The following is an 18,790-nucleotide window of genomic DNA, read 5'->3' on the forward strand; positions in this document are numbered from 1 at the left end:
ATTATAAAAAGCTAGGGGGATAAAAATGAAAAACATTTTATTTATTGAAACAAATACTACTGGAACTGGCTCTCAAGCCATGTATGCCGCAAGAGAAAAAGGTTATAAAGTACATTTTTGGACAAGTGATCCTACTCAATATGATAGTATAAAAACTGATAATCCTTTAATGATAGCAGATGAAATTGTTACTATTGATACATATAATGTGAAAGAAATGATTCAGGAACTAGATTATTCTTCAACAAAATTTGAAGGCATTTTAGCTTTTGATGATTATCATTTAATGCCTGTAGCTGAATTGGCAAAATATATTGATGTTCCAGGACATAATATCGAAGCTCTACAATTAGTTAGATATAAAAATTTAACTAGGAAACATTTTAAAGAGAATGCAGAAATTTTAAAATTCAAGCAACCGAACTTTTACATTATTGAAAGAGATACAAATTTAGATGATCTTGATATTTCCTTCCCATGTGTATTAAAACCTGTGGACGATAGCGCTAGTAATGGTGTATCAATTTGTAATAATACTACTGAACTAAAATTAGCATTTAGCAATGAAATACAGAGAGAGAAAAATGAACGTGGTTATATCCTTGAAAGAAAATGGTTAATTGAGGAATATATTATGGGGCAAGAATATTCAGCTGAAATGCTATTTACTAATCAAGGGTGGAAATTAATTTCTGTAACAAAAAAAGAAACTTATGGAAAACATTCAGTAGAAGCGGGTCACGTAACATCTCCCGAATTAACACCAATATCTCAATTAGAAGAATATTGCATCAATTTATTATCAACTTATAATTTAGACTATGGAGCTGCTCATATTGAATTTATACATAAAGATGATAACATATATTTAGTGGAAATTAATCCTCGATTAGCCGGAGATTGCATTCCAGAATTAGTAAAAATATCGACCGGTGTAAATATGGTTGAAAATATTGTTCTTCAAGCTATTGGGAAGCCAGAAAAAATTATCTCTAATAAAAAAGGTTCAGCTGCAGTTCAATTTTATATGCCTGAAAAAATGGGAACATACACACAAGTATTCAATGTTCAAGATGCACAAAATTCACCAGGAATTAAAAAAGTCAGCACAGTAAATTTACCTTTTACAGTTGAAAAGGTATCCAGTAGTTATTATAGATTAGGTTATGTCATAAGTTCAGGAGAAACACCAATAATAGCTAGTAAATCTGCCAAAACGGCAATTAGTTTATTGAACTGGGAACTTCAGGAAGAACTTGTTACAAAATAAGCAACCTACTAAACAATCAATTTATTCAATCCTAATTTTTGATAGTAGTAGAGTTAAAACAGAAAAAGTATGATTGAAGTAAACTAACATTACTTCAATCATATTTTTTTATTTTATGAATACATTTATTGGGTTCTGGTGCAAATATATGCTATAAGTCCAAACAATCGGAAGCCAAGACTTTCTTGAACAAGCGCTAGGCTGCTTGTTTATCTCTTGATTTACTAAGATAGAAATCAATGGTGTTCCCTTCGGAGTCTACAGCACGATATAAATACATCCATTGACCTTTTACTTTGATATAGGTTTCATCAACTCTCCATGAGTCATTTTTCCTTCTTAAGTTGATGGGCATGTATAGTTCCCCCTACAAATATTTCTATATTCATCGCTTCTTGTGTTTATTCTTTAATTCCTCTAGTCTACTATAAATCCTCGAAAACAGCTTTTCTTCTCCATTCTCCTTTGGCATATAATACTGATTATCAACTAGCTCATTAGGAAGATAATCTTGATACACCCAGCCATTAGGAAAATCATGAGGATATTGATATCCAATACCATGTCCCAAACTCTCAGCACCTTGATAATGATTGTCCTTTAAATGATCGGGTATATCGGCCACTTTTCCATTTTTAACATCGTTTATCGCCTTATCTAAGGCCTTATATGCTGAATTACTTTTCGGTGATAAACATAACTCTATTACTATCACCGAAAGTGGAATTCTAGCCTCAGGTAATCCAATTCGTTCCACAGTTTCAATTGCTGAAAGAACCCTAGCAGCTAAAGCTGGATTTGCTAATCCAATGTCTTCGTAACCGATAACCAAAAGTCTTCTACAAATCGCAACAAGGTCTCCACCTTCTAATAGTCTAGCCAAATAGTAAAGTGCAGCATCCGTATCACTTCCACGAATACTTTTCTGAAAACTAGATAATAGGGAATAATAAATATCCCCTTTTTTGTCATGACTGAATCCTTTATTTTGAATACACTGTATAACAGTATCCTCTTTAACTGTAATTAGATCTACACCATACTCCTTACTAGCCCATACAATGTCTTCTAATATGTTTAATGCTGAACGACCATCTCCAGTGGCGTTAGAAATAATCTTAAGTAGATCTTCTTCTATTTTTATATTTACTTTTCCTAAACCATTTATTTTATCAGAAAGTGCACGATTTAATAATTTTAATATATCATCAGGGGTCAATATTTTTAATTGTTTAATTTGACCACAACGACTTCGAATCGCTGGATTTACACTATGAAATGGATTCTCTGTAGTAGCACCAATTAAAGTAATTACCCCTTCCTCTAATGCTTTTAATAAAGTGTCTTGCTGACTTCGATTAAATTTATGAATTTCATCAATAAAAAGGATTGCATTATCATCAAATCTAGCCTTTTGTATAATCTCATCTATATCTTTTTTTCCTGCATTTGTTGCATTAATTGAATAAAAGCTTCCTTTTACTGTATTTGAAATCGCAAAGGCCATTGATGTCTTCCCAGTACCTGGATCACCATATAAAAGAATTGAGGGAATATGTCCATTTTGAATCATCTTATAAAGTGCTGTATTGGGACCAATCACATGATCTTGTCCAACAACGTCACTAATTTTACTTGGTCGCATCCGATACGACAGAGGTTCTTTATTAAACACGCTATTTCACTCATTTCATATATAAAATACACATAATTTTCCAAAAAAAGTAGAAATATTCTTCATTACCTAATGTATTTCTATAGACAATAAATTGCTCATCCTATTGAAATAGTATAGAAATTATAAGGATTATTTGCAAATGACAGAGAGATTCTTTTTGTTTTATTGGAGTTTCATAAAAAAATTCCAATAAATTGCATAATAACCATTTATAATATTGATCTAACTTTTTATTTGTAATATTAATACCAGAGTAATTCAATAGGGGACACAATAAATTACTATGATAGTAAAAAGAGCTAAACTGCCTATAGCAAAGTAAATTTTATGGTAATATTAATCTGTATAATTATATATACAAAAAATAACAAGATGGGTGAAGAATATTGAGATTAAAAAAATTTAGTGTTACAAATTACAAAGTTTTTAAAGAAACTTTTAGTATCGACTTTTCAACAGATTCAATCGCTATTCTTACTGGAAGAAATAATACAGGTAAATCTACGTTCTTAGAGGCGATCAATTGTTTTTTCTTAAAAGAAACTAAGGCTACAACCATTTCAAATGAGTGTTTTTCCAAGCGTAACAAGGAGATTGTACTTGAGGCTCATTTTGAATCTGATGATGAAACTTTAATTTTCAAAAAAAAATACAAAGAAGAAACAGCTCCTAAATATTATGATGCGGAAAATATAGAAATGAAAGCCTCCCATCCATTAAAAGAGAAATTCGATGCGATTTATGAAAATAAACCTTATTATATAACCCCTTCCATGTCAACAGACGATATTAATAATCAAATACAGGCTATATACTCTCAGATAATTAAAGGCGATCTTCAGAAACTTGAAGAAGAACCTGATCCAGATCATCCAGCCGATTCAGAACATATGCGTATGCGAAAAGAATACGTTAAAATAAAAGAATCTTTGCCAAATTTTTTAAGAAAACTTAAAACTAGCACGGATGAACTACTAGACAATGTAAGTGAAGATGTTAGCTCCGATTTACGTGGACTTTTTTCAAATGACGCACTATCTTTGAAAGTATTGGGCGGTGAAAGTACCGGTTTTTCAACTAGCGATATCTTAAAATCTACCAACTCAAGTGTATACATTGACAACCACTTACAAAAAGGAATGCCCTTGTCTAATCAAGGAACGGGCTTGCAAAGAATGAGCCTTATATACCTCATCCAAAATATGATTCAAAAAAAGCTTATGGGTGATAATGATGATAAAATGTTGTTAATCGATGAGCCGGAAGCATTTTTACATCCAGAAGCAGTTCGCGCACTTAGTCGTTCATTATATACAATAGGTAATAACATGCCTTTAATTATATCAACTCACTCTCCTATACTCATTGATCTTTCAGAAAAACATACCTCAATTCAGGTATTTCGTGTAGGAGAAACAGAGGCTGTACAACTGTATAAATCTGTGAATGATAAGTTTGACGATGATGATATAAGAAACATGAAAATACTTAACTATGTAGATTCGTATGTGAATGAATTTTTCTTTGCCGAAAAAATCTTGATTGTAGAAGGTGACACGGAATATATCGCCTTAAAGCACCGCATCAAAAAAAATAATGAAAATGTGCACATTATTCGCGCAAGAGGAAAATCTACAATTTGTACGTTAATGAAAATTCTTAATCAATTCAATGCAAATTATAATGTTTTACACGATGTCGATAACCATAACAAATATTCGTCTGCTACCCTAAAAGCTCAGTTAACCAACTGTAAAAATATACTAAAATTAAAAACTAATGATAGTATCAGAATCTATTGTTCAATGGAAAATTTCGAAGCAGCAATTGGTATTGGTGATGTTTCTAATGATAAGAAAACACAAACAATCCATGAGATTATTCATGAAACTGAAACTGAAACTGACCTTAAATATATGGACGCTCGTCAAGAAATTGATAATCTCTTTGAACATATGATTAAACATAATGACGATATACCGTTAGGTGAAAAATTCTTTCTAATAAATTGTGAAAAAGACTATGAAGGAATGTTTTCTAGTTTAATTGAACAAAAGCTTGCAACTGAAGAAGCTGAAAAAACTGCGAAGTTAGCAAAAGAGCTTGCAGCTAAAGAAGCTGAGAAAACTGTGAAGTCTGAGAAAGAGCTTGCGACTACATAACTTTTTAATACAGGCTAAAAAGTTTATTAACCAAATTAGACCTCTCAATATCATTTCTGAAACAGTGTCATCTGAAATTAGAATCCTTAAAAAATCAAAACATCTAAATCTGAATAATAATAAATTGAGTGAATTACTGGATTCATTAATGAAAATTGAAAGATTAGAACGTTTATATAGGATGGAATTATGAGAATACCGCGCTGGCTAGAGAAATTAGCAGAAAAAGGTTGTACTATTTATTTATAAACTAACTTTTATTAATTTAATCATGCGTTAGTTAGAGATAACAGACAAAAATACTCAACCTTTTTTATGAAGAAGCTAATCTGTCAGAATAAATAAGAGCATGTTTTGAAAAAGATTAATCAAAACATGCTCTTTCTTTTAGTGCATTTATCAATGATTATTAGTATAAATTTGATCAACTTCCATTCCAAACCAGTAGCATCCTTAATAACCTCAATTTATGCAATAAATCTGAACAACCGAAAATAAGATTATATCCATATATTTTTTCTCATTAAGGGATTATCAATAAAATAGTACACTACTGAAAATTAAGTACCACTTAAAGGGAACTTAACCACATTTTTTTCCACTAACGCACACTCATTATTTAATGGATCAACTTTTAAATCGCAAATTATACTTAATTCTTGTATAGTTAAACCTGTTTGGAATGATATTTCTTCAAGAGTAATATTACACTTATTAATAATTAAGTTTAAAGCTTGTTTAAATAAAGAGGGTTTCTCTATAGGGATATTTTCATCTAATGGTTCTACTAATCGCCATTTTTTTCTACTAATTTGTTGGCGCAAGTACAAAGCATAATCTTGAGTATACACTCCTAATTCTTCAGCACGATAAATAATTGCTTGTACCGATACTTTCCAATGTTCTTTTAATATAAGTAAATAGTCTAGGCCTGAAGATGAAAGTTCAGGTACAATTGTAGACTCGGGCATTAAAAAGGCAGATGCAAAACGATTCGCTTCTTGTTCAATCCTTTTATGCTTACTTCTGTCATTAACATCTCTTTCTACGTAGCTTGAATGTAATAACAGATGCCCCATTTCATGTGCAATATTAAATCGTAGGCGAACAGAAGATAATCGCTCTTCATTTAATAAAATATAAGGTCTATTATTATATACAACTGTACAAGCATCTATTTTTTCATTATCCATTTTTGCGAATGCAACAATTATCCCCAACCTTTCACACAAAGCCGTAATATTACTGATTGGACCGTCACCTAAACCTACATACCTCCTCATTTTTTCTGCTATATTGTCAATTTCCTCAAAATCAATTTGTTTAAATGTAGACTGAACTGAAATGAAATTAGGTATTTTAAATTCAGGAAGCTTAATGTTAGTTTCAATAAACCTGATTAAATACGCTAGTGTACATACCTTTTCTTTAACCTGCTCTTTATATTTTTTTGCCACGGCTGCACCACTTCTAAAGAAATGTGTACTCTGTGCATTTAATAAGTCTTCAGAGTTTCCATAGAAAAATGAAGGAGTGAACTGTAAAATCTCAGCTAATTGTCTCGCTGTTTCAATATCAGGACTCGCTTTATCGTTTTCATATTTTGAAACAGACTGATGGCTCACCCCTAACTTTTCACCTAACTCCTCTAATGTAAAGCCACGAATAATTCGGGCTGTTTTTAATTTTCGTCCTTGAAAATTATGAATTTGACTCCTTTTGTTCATTATTTCCCACCTCTTCAGCAAATCGCTGAAATTCTTCTAAGCTAAATTCTTTGATGTCTTCGGGTTTACTTTTAGGGTACTTACCTTCTATTACTACAAATTCATCTAATAGTTGTATGCGCTCTATCCACTTCCTATTCGCACCTGGAATCCCCAAAGCAATAAATAAAGGTTCTTGACTTTGATAACCATGATTCAATTGAAAATATTTAGGTTTCTCTTCAACTGTTTCAACGAATTTTAAATTATTATCGAAATCAATATAACTTTGGAATGGTTGAATATATTGATCCCTACAAAATGCTGGACGAGCAATATTATTTTTACTAGTTACTTGGTTAACATGCAAAAGTAGATTATCTTTATAAAGCTCTATTAATGAAGCTGATTTATTCGATGTGTAACTAACTCTCCAATTTAAAGGAAGGTTTCCATTTTTGATTTCTTGAACTAAAAAAAATTCAACAGCAACATTCTTTATGTTAGGAAGCAACGTCTTACCACGCTCCCAATTTAACAAAGCAGTATTTTCAACCAACCTGAAAGACCACATATACGCATCATAAATAATTCTCTGTAGCTTCACCCTTATCTCTTTGGTGAAATTTTCGTCAATTACTTCTCTTGCACTTTTCTCAGGAATAATAATATTCATAACACCACTCCTTTTGTCGTTGCAACCATATTACAATTTTTATATTCATTTTGCAACCAAAAAGAACGTACATTCCTATTATTTATTTAAAAATTCAATATTTGTTAACGCTATCTTGATAAAAAATTATATACTTCTATTTTGTTCAAATTAGGTGTCCATAAATATATAGATAATTAAAGAATAAAAATACTAAAACAAAAAAGAAATAGACCTAATGTTTTATCAGGGTAAGTTTAACACGGTATTATAGTCATTTAATTGATAAATTTCACCAGGTACTTAAAATCTGTAATTATAATACAGACTTTTCTAATTCTATTGATTAGAGTGGGCGCTTGATTTCACTCTTAATAGAGCCTGCTCATTTTATAAAAAAGTAATTCAACCCTTATGTACCAGAAATTATGCACAATTATCCTTATTTTTTACAATAAACCTAATTTTAAAACTTTCTCCTTACAAAAAATTTATTTAATAAGAAAAAGAATAACTTATAGAGGAAATTAACAACATCCCCACAATTAATATTATGGCATTGAAAACTAAATTCAGTATACTTATAATTAAGTTATAACTTTTTTATTTTATTTTATTTTAAACAACAACAGTACTGTTCTCTTGGAACAATGATCTTAATGTATTTTCCGTTAAGGTATTATTCCGTTGAGAACTTTTTTGTGTCTAAAAATAAAGGAAAGACTAGACTTCAATCCAAAATATATGGATAAAATCCATACAATCTTTATAACTCTTAGTTTAACCACTTTTATCCATCATTTTTTGTTATACAAAAGTTCACCGTCTAGATAAAGCAAAACAAGACTTTCTATTACCTCATTTAGAAAGCGGACTTCTTACTTTAATTGGTGCAACGACAAGTAATCCATTCCATGCAATAAACTCCGCTATTCGAAGCAGATGTCAAATTTTCGAATTACACGCACTAACAGAAGATGATATTTTAATTGGGTTAAAAAGAGCTTTAGAAGATAAAGAAAAAGGCCTTGGAAAATATGCTGTAACGGTAACGGATGAAGCACTACATCACTTTGCAAACGCCTCTGGTGGTGATATGCGTTCCGCTTATAACGCACTTGAGCTTGCTGTATTATCCAGCTTTACTACAGACGATCAAGCGGCTGAAATCACACTCGAGATTGCAGAAGAATGCTTACAAAAGAAGAGCTTCGTTCACGACAAAGGCGGCGATGCTCATTATGACGTATTATCAGCATTTCAAAAATCAGTGCGCGGAAGTGATGTAAATGCAGCGCTCCATTATTTAGCACGCCTTATTGAAGCAGGTGATTTACAAAGTATTGGCAGACGCCTTCTTATTATGGCTTATGAAGATATTGGACTTGCTAGCCCACAAGCTGGACCGCGTACACTAGCTGCAATTGAATCAGCTGAACGAGTCGGATTCCCAGAAGCACGCATCCCACTTGCAAATGCCGTTATCGAGCTATGCTTATCACCAAAATCAAATTCAGCTTATAAAGCACTTGATGCTGCATTACACGATTTACGTAACGGTCAAACAGGTGACATTCCAAGCCATTTAAAAGATAGTCATTACAAAGGCGCAGAATCACTTGGAAGAGGCATTGGATATTTATATCCACACGACCATCCAAACGGCTGGATAAGGCAACAATACTTACCTGATAAAATAAAAAACAAGCAATATTATAAACCGAAAACGACAGGAAAATTTGAGCAAGCACTTTCTACTGTTTATGAAAGATTACAAACTTCGAATAAAACGAAAAATAAAGGGTAACATAAACGAAAACGTCACCATTATGGAGGCTTCGCTTATGAAAACACGTCAAGATGCATGGACAAAAGAAGATGATCTCCTTTTAGCAGAAACTGTTTTACGGCATATTCGCAGCGGAAGTACACAAATAAAAGCATTTGATGAAGTCGGCGATGCGTTGAACCGCACTTCAGCAGCTTGTGGCTTTAGATGGAATGCTGAAGTACGAGCGAATTACGAAGATGCAGTGCAGATTGCAAAAAAACAACGTAAAGAATTAAAGCGTTCTGAAGCTAAAATAGAAAAAAATCAGTTCACGAAAACGAAACAACTCGTAATCGATGCTGAGTTTTCAGAAGATATTACGCCAAGTAAACAGGAACTTACAATGCAAAATGTCATCTCATTTTTGCAAAACATGGAACATAATAACCCTTCAATCGAAAAGTTGCAAACTGAAAATGATGTATTACAAGATCAGCTCACTTCCCTACAAAAAACGAATAATGAACTTGAAGCAAAATTAGCGGTACTCACAAAAAAACAACAAGCAATCGAAGAAGATTACGCAATGCTTGTTAGAATTATGGATCGTGCTCGAAAACTTGTTTCAGTCGAAGAGCAAGAAGATCAAATTGCCCCGATTTTCAAAACCGATCAAAACGGGAATTTAGATATTATTTATTCTGCAGAGAATTAAAAACAAGGATGTCACTTTTTTAACTAAGTGACATCCTTGTTTGTTTTCGGTGAACCATATATATCGGTAAATGAAATTATACCAACGATTTTTCGAATATATCTATCACAACTTGCAATATATCAACGATTCGACAAAGGATATCGATTTAACAACAAAGATTGACAATAACATTCCTCCCTGTCATACAAAGAAACGCCCAAAATAGATTGGGTAAATATAATCATTACTTACTAGCCTTGCTCACATTTGAACTAGTAGTAATGCAAATATCTATATTTCTTTAATACATATAAAAAAGCATATATCCAAAATGGATATATGCTTTCACTTTATTCTTGCCCCACACGTTTCACTTCTACGTTTTTAATACGTTCACGTACAACGTGACTTGCCATAATTAAGCCTGCCACAGATGGTACGAATGCATTTGATGAAGGTGGTAATTTCGCTTTACGAATTTTCGCATTTTCGTCTGGTACGATCTCTTTACGTACTTCTTCACGAATTACGATTGGATTTTCGTCAGAGAAGACAACTTTTACACCTTTTTTAATACCCTCTTTACGAAGCTTCGTACGAATTACTTTCGCAATTGGATCTGTATGTGTTTTAGAGATATCCGCAATACGGAAACGAGTTGGGTCCATTTTATTTGCAGCACCCATACAAGAGATAATTTTAATTTTACGACGTAAACATTGTTTAATTAAATGGATTTTGAACGTAATTGTATCAGATGCATCTACTACGAAATCTAAACCGTGTTTAAAGAACTCTTCATATGTTTCATCTGTATAAAACATTTCTAGTCCAATTACTTCACACTCTGGATTAATGTCTGCAATACGCTCTTTCATTAATTCTACTTTTGAACGTCCAACAGTAGATACTAAAGCATGAATTTGACGGTTTACGTTTGTAATATCTACAACGTCTTTATCAACTAATACGAGACGCCCTACGCCAGAACGTGCTAACGCTTCTGCCGAAAATGACCCTACGCCGCCAATTCCTAAAATACCAACTGTACTATTTTTTAATATTTCAAGTCCTTCTTTACCGAAGGCTAATTCATTACGTGAAAATTGATGTAACATTCAACTCTACACTCCTATTACAAAAATGGTCTACCATGTATTCTAGCGTTTTTCCGACTATTTGTATAGAAAAAGTTATAGAATTCCTAAAAATACATATTTCGAAAATGAAAACATAGTGTACACCGGGCTAGCATAAGTAACGACGAAATGCGACCTCCATCTGAACCGGACTTTTTTAAACTTCCTCTCAAAAAAAGCCTAGACGGTTATAGTATAACCATCTAGACCCTATTCTTACTTCTCTTCTTTCAAGCTTAATTTTAAGTTCAGTTCTTCAAGCTGCGCTTCTGCAACTGGGCTTGGAGCTTCTGTTAATAAGCAGCTTGCGCTTGCTGTTTTCGGGAATGCAATTGTATCACGAAGGTTCGTACGGCCTGCAAGTAACATAACAAGACGGTCTAAACCTAATGCGATTCCGCCGTGTGGTGGTGTACCGTATTCGAATGCTTCTAATAAGAATCCGAATTGCTCTTGCGCTTCTTCTTGTGAGAATCCAAGTGCTTTGAACATTTTTTCTTGTACGTCACGCTCGTAAATACGAAGTGATCCGCCACCAAGCTCATAACCGTTTAATACAAGGTCATATGCTTGTGCACGCGCTTTTTCTGGTGCTGTTTCTAGTAGCTCAACGTCTTCACGGAATGGCATTGTGAATGGGTGGTGAGCTGCGAAGTAACGATCTGCATCTTCATCGTACTCAAGAAGTGGCCAATCAGTTACCCACAGGAAGTTAAATTTACTTTCGTCAATTAACTCAAGCTCTTTACCTAGACGTAAACGAAGTGCGCCTAAGCTATCTGCAACAACGCTCTTCTTATCTGCTACGAATAGTAATAAGTCACCAGCAGTAGCTTCTAATGTACTCATTAACACGTTTGCATCTTCTTCACCGAAGAATTTCGCAATCGGTCCTTTTAGGCCGTCTTCTTCAACTTTAAGCCAAGCTAGACCTTTTGCACCGTATACTTTCACGAATTCAGTTAATGCATCGATGTCTTTACGAGAGTATTTGCTTGCAGCACCTTTTGCATTAATTGCTTTTACTTGTCCGCCGCTTTCTACAGCACTTGTAAACACTTTAAAGCCACAACCTGCTGCAAACTCAGATAAGTCTGTTAGTTCCATTTCAAAGCGTGTATCTGGCTTATCAGAACCGTAGCGAGCCATTGCATCAGCATATTTCATACGAGGGAATGGTGCACTAACTTCTACACCTTTTGCATCCTTCATAACTTTCGTCATCATACGCTCCATCATATCTAAAATTTCATCTTGTGTTAAGAATGAAGCTTCGATATCGATTTGCGTGAATTCTGGTTGACGGTCCGCACGTAAATCTTCGTCACGGAAACAACGTGCTACTTGATAGTAACGCTCAAATCCGCCGACCATAAGAAGCTGTTTAAATAACTGTGGTGACTGTGGTAATGCATAGAATTCACCATCATGTACACGACTTGGTACTAAATAATCACGAGCTCCTTCTGGCGTGCTTTTCGTTAAAATTGGTGTTTCGACTTCTAAAAACTCTTCTGTATCTAAGAAATTACGAATTGTTTTTGTTACGTCGTGACGCATTTTGAATGTGTTGAACATTACAGGACGACGTAAGTCTAAATAACGATATTTTAAACGCACATCTTCTGATGCATCTGTATCATCAGCAATGATAATTGGCGTTGTTTTCGCTGCATTTAGTACATTTACTTTTGTTGCTTGTACTTCAATACGACCAGTTGCCATATTGTCATTAATTGCGCCTTCACCACGTTCAACAACTGTACCTTCTACGTGTAATACGTATTCACTACGAATTGTTTCTGCTACTTCTAACGCTTCTTTTGATGTTTCTGGGTTAAATACAACTTGTACGATACCTGTACGGTCACGTAAATCGATAAAGATTAATCCACCTAAGTCACGGCGTTTTTGTACCCAACCTTTTAATTGAACTGTTTGTCCAACAGCTTCTACTGTTACTTTTCCACATGCATGTGTTCTTTCAGCCACTGTAAGTTCCCCCTATATTAATTTCTCTGCTACGTATGAAGCAAATACATCTAACGCTACTTCTTCTTGTTCACCTGTTGCCATATCTTTTAAATTAATGATGCCTTTATCTAGCTCATCTTCTCCTAATACAGCTACAAATTTCGCCTTTAGACGATCTGCTGATTTAAATTGTGCTTTCATTTTGCGATCTAAATAATCTTTTTCAACTGACAATCCAGCTTTACGAAGATTGAACGCAACTTTTGCAGCATGGTCTTTCGCTTTTTCACCGAGCGCTACAACGTAACAATCAATGCTATGTTCAAGTGGTAATTCAATATTTTCAGCTTTTAGCGCCATAATTAAACGTTCAATACTCATTGCAAAACCGATACCTGGCATTTCTGGTCCACCGATTTCTTGTACAAGTCCGTTATAACGGCCACCACCGCTTAATGTAGTGATCGCACCGAAACCTTCTGCCTCACTCATAATTTCAAAAACAGTGTGTTGATAGTAGTCTAAACCACGTACTAAGTTCGGATCTTTTTCAAATGGAACATCCATCATCGTTAATAGTTCTTGAACTTTATCGTAGTATACTGCTGAATCTTCGTTTAAGTATTCTGTAATAGATGGTGCTGTTCCCATTAATTCATGGTTACGGTCCTTCTTACAATCTAAAATACGAAGAGGGTTCTTTTCTAAACGAGATTGACAGTCAGAACAGAACTCGCCGATACGTGGCTCAAAGTGTGCGATTAACGCATCACGGTGCGCTTGACGGCTCGCTGCATCACCTAAACTGTTTAATACAACTTTAATATTTTTCAAGCCCATGCCGCGGTAAAACTCTACAGCAAGTGCGATTACTTCTGCATCAATTGCAGGATCGTTACTACCGATTGCTTCAATACCAAATTGTACGAATTGACGATAGCGACCTGCTTGTGGTCTTTCGTAACGGAACATTTGACCGATATAGTATAATTTCGTTGGTTGTGTTGCATCACCGAACATTTTGTTTTCAACGTAAGAACGTACAACAGGTGCAGTACCTTCTGGACGTAATGTTAAACTGCGCTCTCCACGATCTTGGAATGAGTACATTTCTTTTTGTACGATATCTGTCGTATCACCAACACCACGTAAAAATAGCTCAGTGTGTTCAAAAATTGGTGTACGAATTTCTTTATAGTTGTAACGACGGCAAATTTCGCGTGCTTGCCCTTCGATATACTGCCATAACTCAACAGTGCCTGGAAGAATATCTTGCGTTCCGCGTGGGATTTGAATAGACATATTCAGTTCCTCCTCAAATTGTTTTAATCTTAATAAAAATAAAAAAACTCCCGCCTCTACTGTTTGAACAGTAGGGACGAGAGTATTATACCCGTGGTGCCACCCTAATTGAAGCACGTATGCTTCCACTTTTTTAATAACGCTTAAATGTGCGTTCATCCCTACTAAGCATATATGCCGTTCAAGTTGAAACCTCTAGAGTGTCATTCAATCAGTCATCATGCAGAAATGTTTTCAGCCTAAGACATTTCTTCTCTTTCCATGTGTGTCTCATTTACTCTTCTCTATCAACGGTTATATTCATATGTAAATATAAAATTACTATACGTTTGTTGAGTAGGATTGTCAAGTACTCTAAGAGCGTTCAATCTGCTTCTTTAGACGCTTTACATCTTGAAGAGAAATCCCAAACTCAGAAGCAAGCTCCATTGAAGTATTGTTTTGCTCTTTTGAAATAAAATCATGAAAATTTACGTTAAACAGTTGATTTGCACCATTTGTAACAGAATGCCCTTTTTCATTCATACGCATACGTATATCCCTCACATTCAATATAGATGTTTTACTTTTTATTGTTCCATATTAATTAGAGAGTTATACATAACTGAAACAGCTATTGATTCCAAATAAACATTAGTATTCGATTTACAACAATAACAATAGCCAGTCCACTTGCTAGCATATGATGCTTCAAATGATATAACGCTGCAACACCTACTCCAAATACGATAATTTCTAATAATACATGTAATATACCTTGTATTTCCCATTCTGCATGTGGAGCTCCAAATAACCCCCAAATGGCAGCAACAACAATCGGAATAATAATAGCAAGTGTAATTTTTATAGCTGTTGTTGTTCCTACTCGAACCCCCCAGTATCCAACAATCCCAAGAATACATAACTCTAGCATAAAACGTAAAGCTATATTAAATTCTTGAAGCATACTACACCTTCTTTTCCTTTTATTCCCCTTCAAATTAATCCTATGATAAATGAACAAAACATACAACAATGTATAAAAAAGAGAGGATTATATAATCCTCTCTTTTTTATCAACACTATTTACTTTCTACAATTAAGGTCACCGGACCATCATTGATTAAAGAAACGTCCATCATTGCTCCGAACTTCCCTGTTTCTACATGCAATCCTTGTTTGCGAACTTCTTCATTAAAGAAATCGTATAAACGCTCTGCATAGTCAGGTTTCGCAGCATCCATAAAGTTTGGACGTCTCCCCTTGCGACAATCTCCGTATAATGTGAATTGCGAAATAGATAGAACTTGTCCTTCTACATCAAGTACAGAATGATTCATCTTTCCGCTCTCATCTTCAAAGATACGTAAGTTTGCAATTTTTTCCGCAATGTAAGTTGCATCTTTTTCTGTATCTTCGTGCGTAATGCCAACTAGTAATGTTAAACCGAACGGAATTTGTCCTACGATCTCACCGTCTACCGTGACAGACGCTTTCTTTGATCGTTGTAAAACAACTCTCATCTTTCTACACTCCCTATTAATGCATCATGCGTCGTACTGCATAAATTTCCGGAACACGTTTAATGCGTTCTACTACTTTTTTCAAATGTTGTAAGTTACGAATTGAGATTGACATATTAATTGTCGCCATCTTATTACGGTCACTTCTACCAGAAACAGCTGAAATGTACGTTTTCGTCTCTGTAACAGCTTGCAGTACTTCATTTAATAAACCACGGCGATCGTAACCTGAAATTTCAATATCAACGTTATACTCAATTTCTTTTTCAGGGCTACCTTCCCACTCTACTTCTAATAATCGTTCTACAGCTTCTTCTGTATGAACATTTACACAATCACGGCGGTGAATCGATACGCCTCGGCCTTTTGTAATATACCCAACGATATCATCGCCCGGAACTGGGTTACAGCATTTCGATAAACGGATTAATAAATTATCAGCACCGCTTACCTTTACACCAGAATCCCATTTTCGAATTTTCATCGGTTTACGAACTTCTTTAACTTCAACAATCTCTTCTTCTTCGCGTTGTTTGCGGAACTTGTCCGTTAGTCGCGTAACAATTTGCGAAGCTGTAATTCCGCTATATCCAACTGCTGCAAACATATCTTCTTCATTTGCAAAGTTAAATTTCTCAGCGACGCGTTTTAAGTTATCAGGCGCTAATACTTCTTTCATCTCATACTCTAGACCACGTACTTCCTTTTCAACAAGTTCACGGCCTTTTTCAATATTTTCGTCTCTACGTTGTTTCTTAAAGAATTGACGAATTTTATTTTTTGCATGAGATGTTTGAGCAAGTTTTACCCAATCTTGACTTGGGCCATACGAATGTTTCGACGTTAAAATTTCAATGATGTCGCCTGTTTTTAATTTATAATCCAGCGTCACCATTTTACCGTTTACTTTTGCACCAATTGTTTTATTCCCAATTTCCGAATGGACACGATACGCGAAATCAATCGGAACCGATCCAAGTGGTAATTCCATTACATCGCCTTTCGGTGTAAAGACGAATACCATGTCAGAGAATAAATCAATTTTTAATGACTCCATAAATTCTTCTGCATTAGAAGCTTCATTTTGCCATTCTAATATTTGACGGAACCATGTGAGTTTCTTCTCTAATGTACCTGTTGTTTCTGCTGTTTTTCCTTCTTTATACGCCCAGTGTGCCGCGATCCCGAATTCTGCAATTTCGTGCATTTCTTTCGTACGAATTTGCACTTCAAGTGGATCACCTTTCGGTCCAATTACGGTCGTATGAAGAGATTGATATAGATTTGCTTTTGGCATTGCAATATAATCTTTAAAACGACCTGGCATCGGCTTCCAGCACGTATGAATAATTCCAAGCACCGCATAACAATCTTTAATACTATTTACAACAACACGTACAGCTAATAAATCGTAAATTTCATTGAACTGCTTATTTTGCAGTGCCATTTTACGATAAATACTGTAAATATGTTTCGGTCTTCCAGAAATCTCAGGTTGAATTGCAACTTCTTTTAATTTCTCACGAATACCAGTCATTACTTCGTCTAAGTATTCTTCACGTTCTGCACGTTTACGCTTCATTAAATTTACAATACGATAATATTGCTGTGGATTTAAATAGCGAAGTGACGTATCCTCTAGCTCCCATTTAATAGTACTAATTCCGAGTCTATGTGCTAAAGGTGCAAAGATTTCTAACGTTTCATTCGCTATGCGACGCTGCTTCTCTTGAGGCAAATGTTTCAATGTACGCATGTTATGAAGACGATCAGCTAGTTTAATTAAAATAACTCGAATATCTTGAGCCATTGCAATAAACATTTTGCGATGGTTTTCTGCTTGTTGTTGTTCGTGAGATTTATATTTGATTTTCCCAAGCTTTGTAACACCATCAACAAGCATAGCAATTTCTTTGTTAAATTCCCGTTCAATATCTTCTAACGTAATCTCTGTATCTTCCACTACATCATGTAAGAAACCTGCTGATACCGTAGCTGGATCCATGTGTAAATCAACTAAAATACCTGCAACTTGAATCGGATGAATAATATACGGTTCACCCGATTTTCTATATTGTTCGCTATGCGCATCACGTGCATATTCATAGGCACGTGCCACTAGCTCAATATCTTCATCCGCTAAATATTGACTTGCTTTCTCGAGTACCTGTTCAGCTGTTAGTACCTGCTCATTTGCCATCGAATCACCTTTTATTGAAAATTGACTTTATCTTTATTTAATAGAATAAATTATATTCTATCATTATAACCCAATGATTGTGAATTGTGAAAAGGAAAAGATTTTACTGACATTTCACCATGATTTTTTGTTCAATTATACAAAAGTACCCGCTCCTCTCCAAGAGATTCACGGGTACTTTTTATCACCGTAGTTTTACCTATATAGTGATTAGTATTTTTCTAATACTAATACATCGTAACCATCTAACATTTTACGACCATCTAAGTAAGTAAGCTCTACTAAGAATGCAATCCCTGCTACAACTCCGCCTAGCTCTTCAACTAACTTAATTGTCGCTTCGATTGTTCCACCTGTAGCTAATAGATCATCTGTAATTAATACGCGTTGACCTGGCTTAATTGCATCTTTATGGATTGTTAAAACATCTTTACCATATTCTTTACCGTAGTCAACTGTAATTACTTCACGTGGTAATTTTCCTAATTTACGAACTGGTGCAAATCCTACTTCTAACGCATAAGAAACTGGGCAACCGATAATGAAACCACGAGCTTCTGGTCCTACTACAACATCGATATCTCTTTCTTTTGCGTACTCAACGATTGCATCTGTTGCTGCTTTGTATGCTTTACCGTCATTCATTAAAGGTGTAATGTCTTTGAACACAATACCTTCTTTCGGATAATCCGGTACAATTGCGATATGTTGCTTGAAATCCATATTTCTGAATC

General features: G+C 34.5%; 14 protein-coding genes, 2 pseudogenes and 1 other annotated feature. Of the genes and pseudogenes, 4 read left to right on the forward strand and 12 right to left on the reverse strand.

All coding sequences use genetic code 11. The features are described 5' to 3' along the window. Positions 1-25 precede the first annotated feature (25 nt). Positions 26-1,270 (forward strand): ATP-grasp domain-containing protein, encoded by a 1,245-nt coding sequence (locus C4S65_RS08465; protein WP_103945190.1) that lies wholly within the window; start codon positions 26-28, stop codon positions 1,268-1,270. Positions 1,271-1,469: 199 nt separating this feature from the next. Here C4S65_RS08465 and C4S65_RS08470 read toward each other — a convergent pair. Together C4S65_RS08470 and C4S65_RS08475 are read right to left on the reverse strand one after the other, a co-directional pair. Then, positions 1,470-1,616 (reverse strand): annotated as a pseudogene (locus tag C4S65_RS08470) (DDE-type integrase/transposase/recombinase); the annotation flags it as partial. A gap of 39 nt (positions 1,617-1,655) precedes the next feature. Beyond that, positions 1,656-2,915, reverse strand: coding sequence for a replication-associated recombination protein A (locus C4S65_RS08475; RefSeq protein WP_103945198.1), 1,260 nt, complete (start codon positions 2,913-2,915; stop codon positions 1,656-1,658). A 419-nt stretch (positions 2,916-3,334) separates the two neighbouring features. Between C4S65_RS08475 and C4S65_RS08480 the strand changes: the two genes are divergently transcribed. Continuing rightward, positions 3,335-5,110: an AAA family ATPase gene (locus tag C4S65_RS08480; protein WP_103945191.1), complete on the forward strand. Its 1,776-nt coding sequence runs from the start codon at positions 3,335-3,337 to the stop codon at positions 5,108-5,110. A gap of 560 nt (positions 5,111-5,670) precedes the next feature. On the opposite strand, the gene C4S65_RS08485 is transcribed toward C4S65_RS08480, so the two are convergent. Together C4S65_RS08485 and C4S65_RS08490 are read right to left on the reverse strand one after the other, a co-directional pair. Further along, positions 5,671-6,837, reverse strand: a complete 1,167-nt coding sequence (locus C4S65_RS08485) for an XRE family transcriptional regulator (RefSeq protein WP_103945192.1) — start codon at positions 6,835-6,837, stop codon at positions 5,671-5,673. Continuing rightward, positions 6,812-7,492: a hypothetical protein gene (locus tag C4S65_RS08490; protein ID WP_103945193.1), complete on the reverse strand. Its 681-nt coding sequence runs from the start codon at positions 7,490-7,492 to the stop codon at positions 6,812-6,814. Before C4S65_RS08490 ends, C4S65_RS08485 begins: the two co-directional genes overlap by 26 nt. A 796-nt stretch (positions 7,493-8,288) precedes the next feature. Between C4S65_RS08490 and C4S65_RS08495 the strand changes: the two are divergent. Continuing rightward, positions 8,289-9,278: pseudogene (locus C4S65_RS08495) on the forward strand (replication-associated recombination protein A); the annotation flags it as partial. A gap of 37 nt (positions 9,279-9,315) precedes the next feature. Next, entirely contained in the window at positions 9,316-9,957 is a 642-nt protein-coding gene (locus tag C4S65_RS08500) for an RsfA family transcriptional regulator (RefSeq protein WP_000857698.1), read from the forward strand. A 332-nt stretch (positions 9,958-10,289) separates the two neighbouring features. On the opposite strand, the gene C4S65_RS08505 is transcribed toward C4S65_RS08500, so the two are convergent. From C4S65_RS08505 to C4S65_RS08540, 8 genes are all read right to left on the reverse strand, one after another. Then, positions 10,290-11,057, reverse strand: coding sequence for a tRNA threonylcarbamoyladenosine dehydratase (locus C4S65_RS08505; protein ID WP_000903182.1), 768 nt, complete (start codon positions 11,055-11,057; stop codon positions 10,290-10,292). A 237-nt stretch (positions 11,058-11,294) separates the two neighbouring features. After that, complete coding sequence (aspS, locus tag C4S65_RS08510; protein WP_000840898.1) at positions 11,295-13,070, reverse strand: aspartate--tRNA ligase; 1,776 nt, start codon at positions 13,068-13,070, stop codon at positions 11,295-11,297. 12 nt (positions 13,071-13,082) lie between these two features. Next, on the reverse strand, positions 13,083-14,354 hold the full coding sequence (gene hisS / locus C4S65_RS08515; RefSeq protein WP_000027086.1) for a histidine--tRNA ligase: 1,272 nt from the start codon (positions 14,352-14,354) through the stop codon (positions 13,083-13,085). A 69-nt stretch (positions 14,355-14,423) separates the two neighbouring features. Next, positions 14,424-14,654, reverse strand: a binding site (T-box leader). 54 nt (positions 14,655-14,708) lie between these two features. Then, the gene (locus C4S65_RS34325; RefSeq protein WP_001242605.1) at positions 14,709-14,885 is read right to left on the reverse strand and encodes a hypothetical protein; all 177 of its coding nucleotides are present in this window, start codon (positions 14,883-14,885) and stop codon (positions 14,709-14,711) included. A gap of 82 nt (positions 14,886-14,967) precedes the next feature. Continuing rightward, on the reverse strand, positions 14,968-15,300 hold the full coding sequence (locus tag C4S65_RS08525) for a YrdB family protein (RefSeq protein WP_000938753.1): 333 nt from the start codon (positions 15,298-15,300) through the stop codon (positions 14,968-14,970). A gap of 115 nt (positions 15,301-15,415) precedes the next feature. Next, positions 15,416-15,856: a D-tyrosyl-tRNA(Tyr) deacylase gene (locus C4S65_RS08530; protein ID WP_001266965.1), complete on the reverse strand. Its 441-nt coding sequence runs from the start codon at positions 15,854-15,856 to the stop codon at positions 15,416-15,418. Between the two features lie 16 nt (positions 15,857-15,872). Then, the gene (relA, locus tag C4S65_RS08535) at positions 15,873-18,056 is read right to left on the reverse strand and encodes a GTP diphosphokinase (RefSeq protein ID WP_001262795.1); all 2,184 of its coding nucleotides are present in this window, start codon (positions 18,054-18,056) and stop codon (positions 15,873-15,875) included. Between the two features lie 210 nt (positions 18,057-18,266). Continuing rightward, positions 18,267-18,779 carry an adenine phosphoribosyltransferase gene (locus C4S65_RS08540; protein WP_000346215.1) on the reverse strand — a complete coding sequence of 171 codons (513 nt, stop codon included), beginning with the start codon at positions 18,777-18,779 and terminating at the stop codon, positions 18,267-18,269. Between the last annotated feature and the right edge of the window lie 11 nt (positions 18,780-18,790).

The sequence above is a fragment of the Bacillus sp. ok061 genome (assembly GCF_900108285.1).
In the GTDB taxonomy this organism is placed as follows: Bacteria; Bacillota; Bacilli; order Bacillales; family Bacillaceae_G; genus Bacillus_A; species Bacillus_A thuringiensis_S.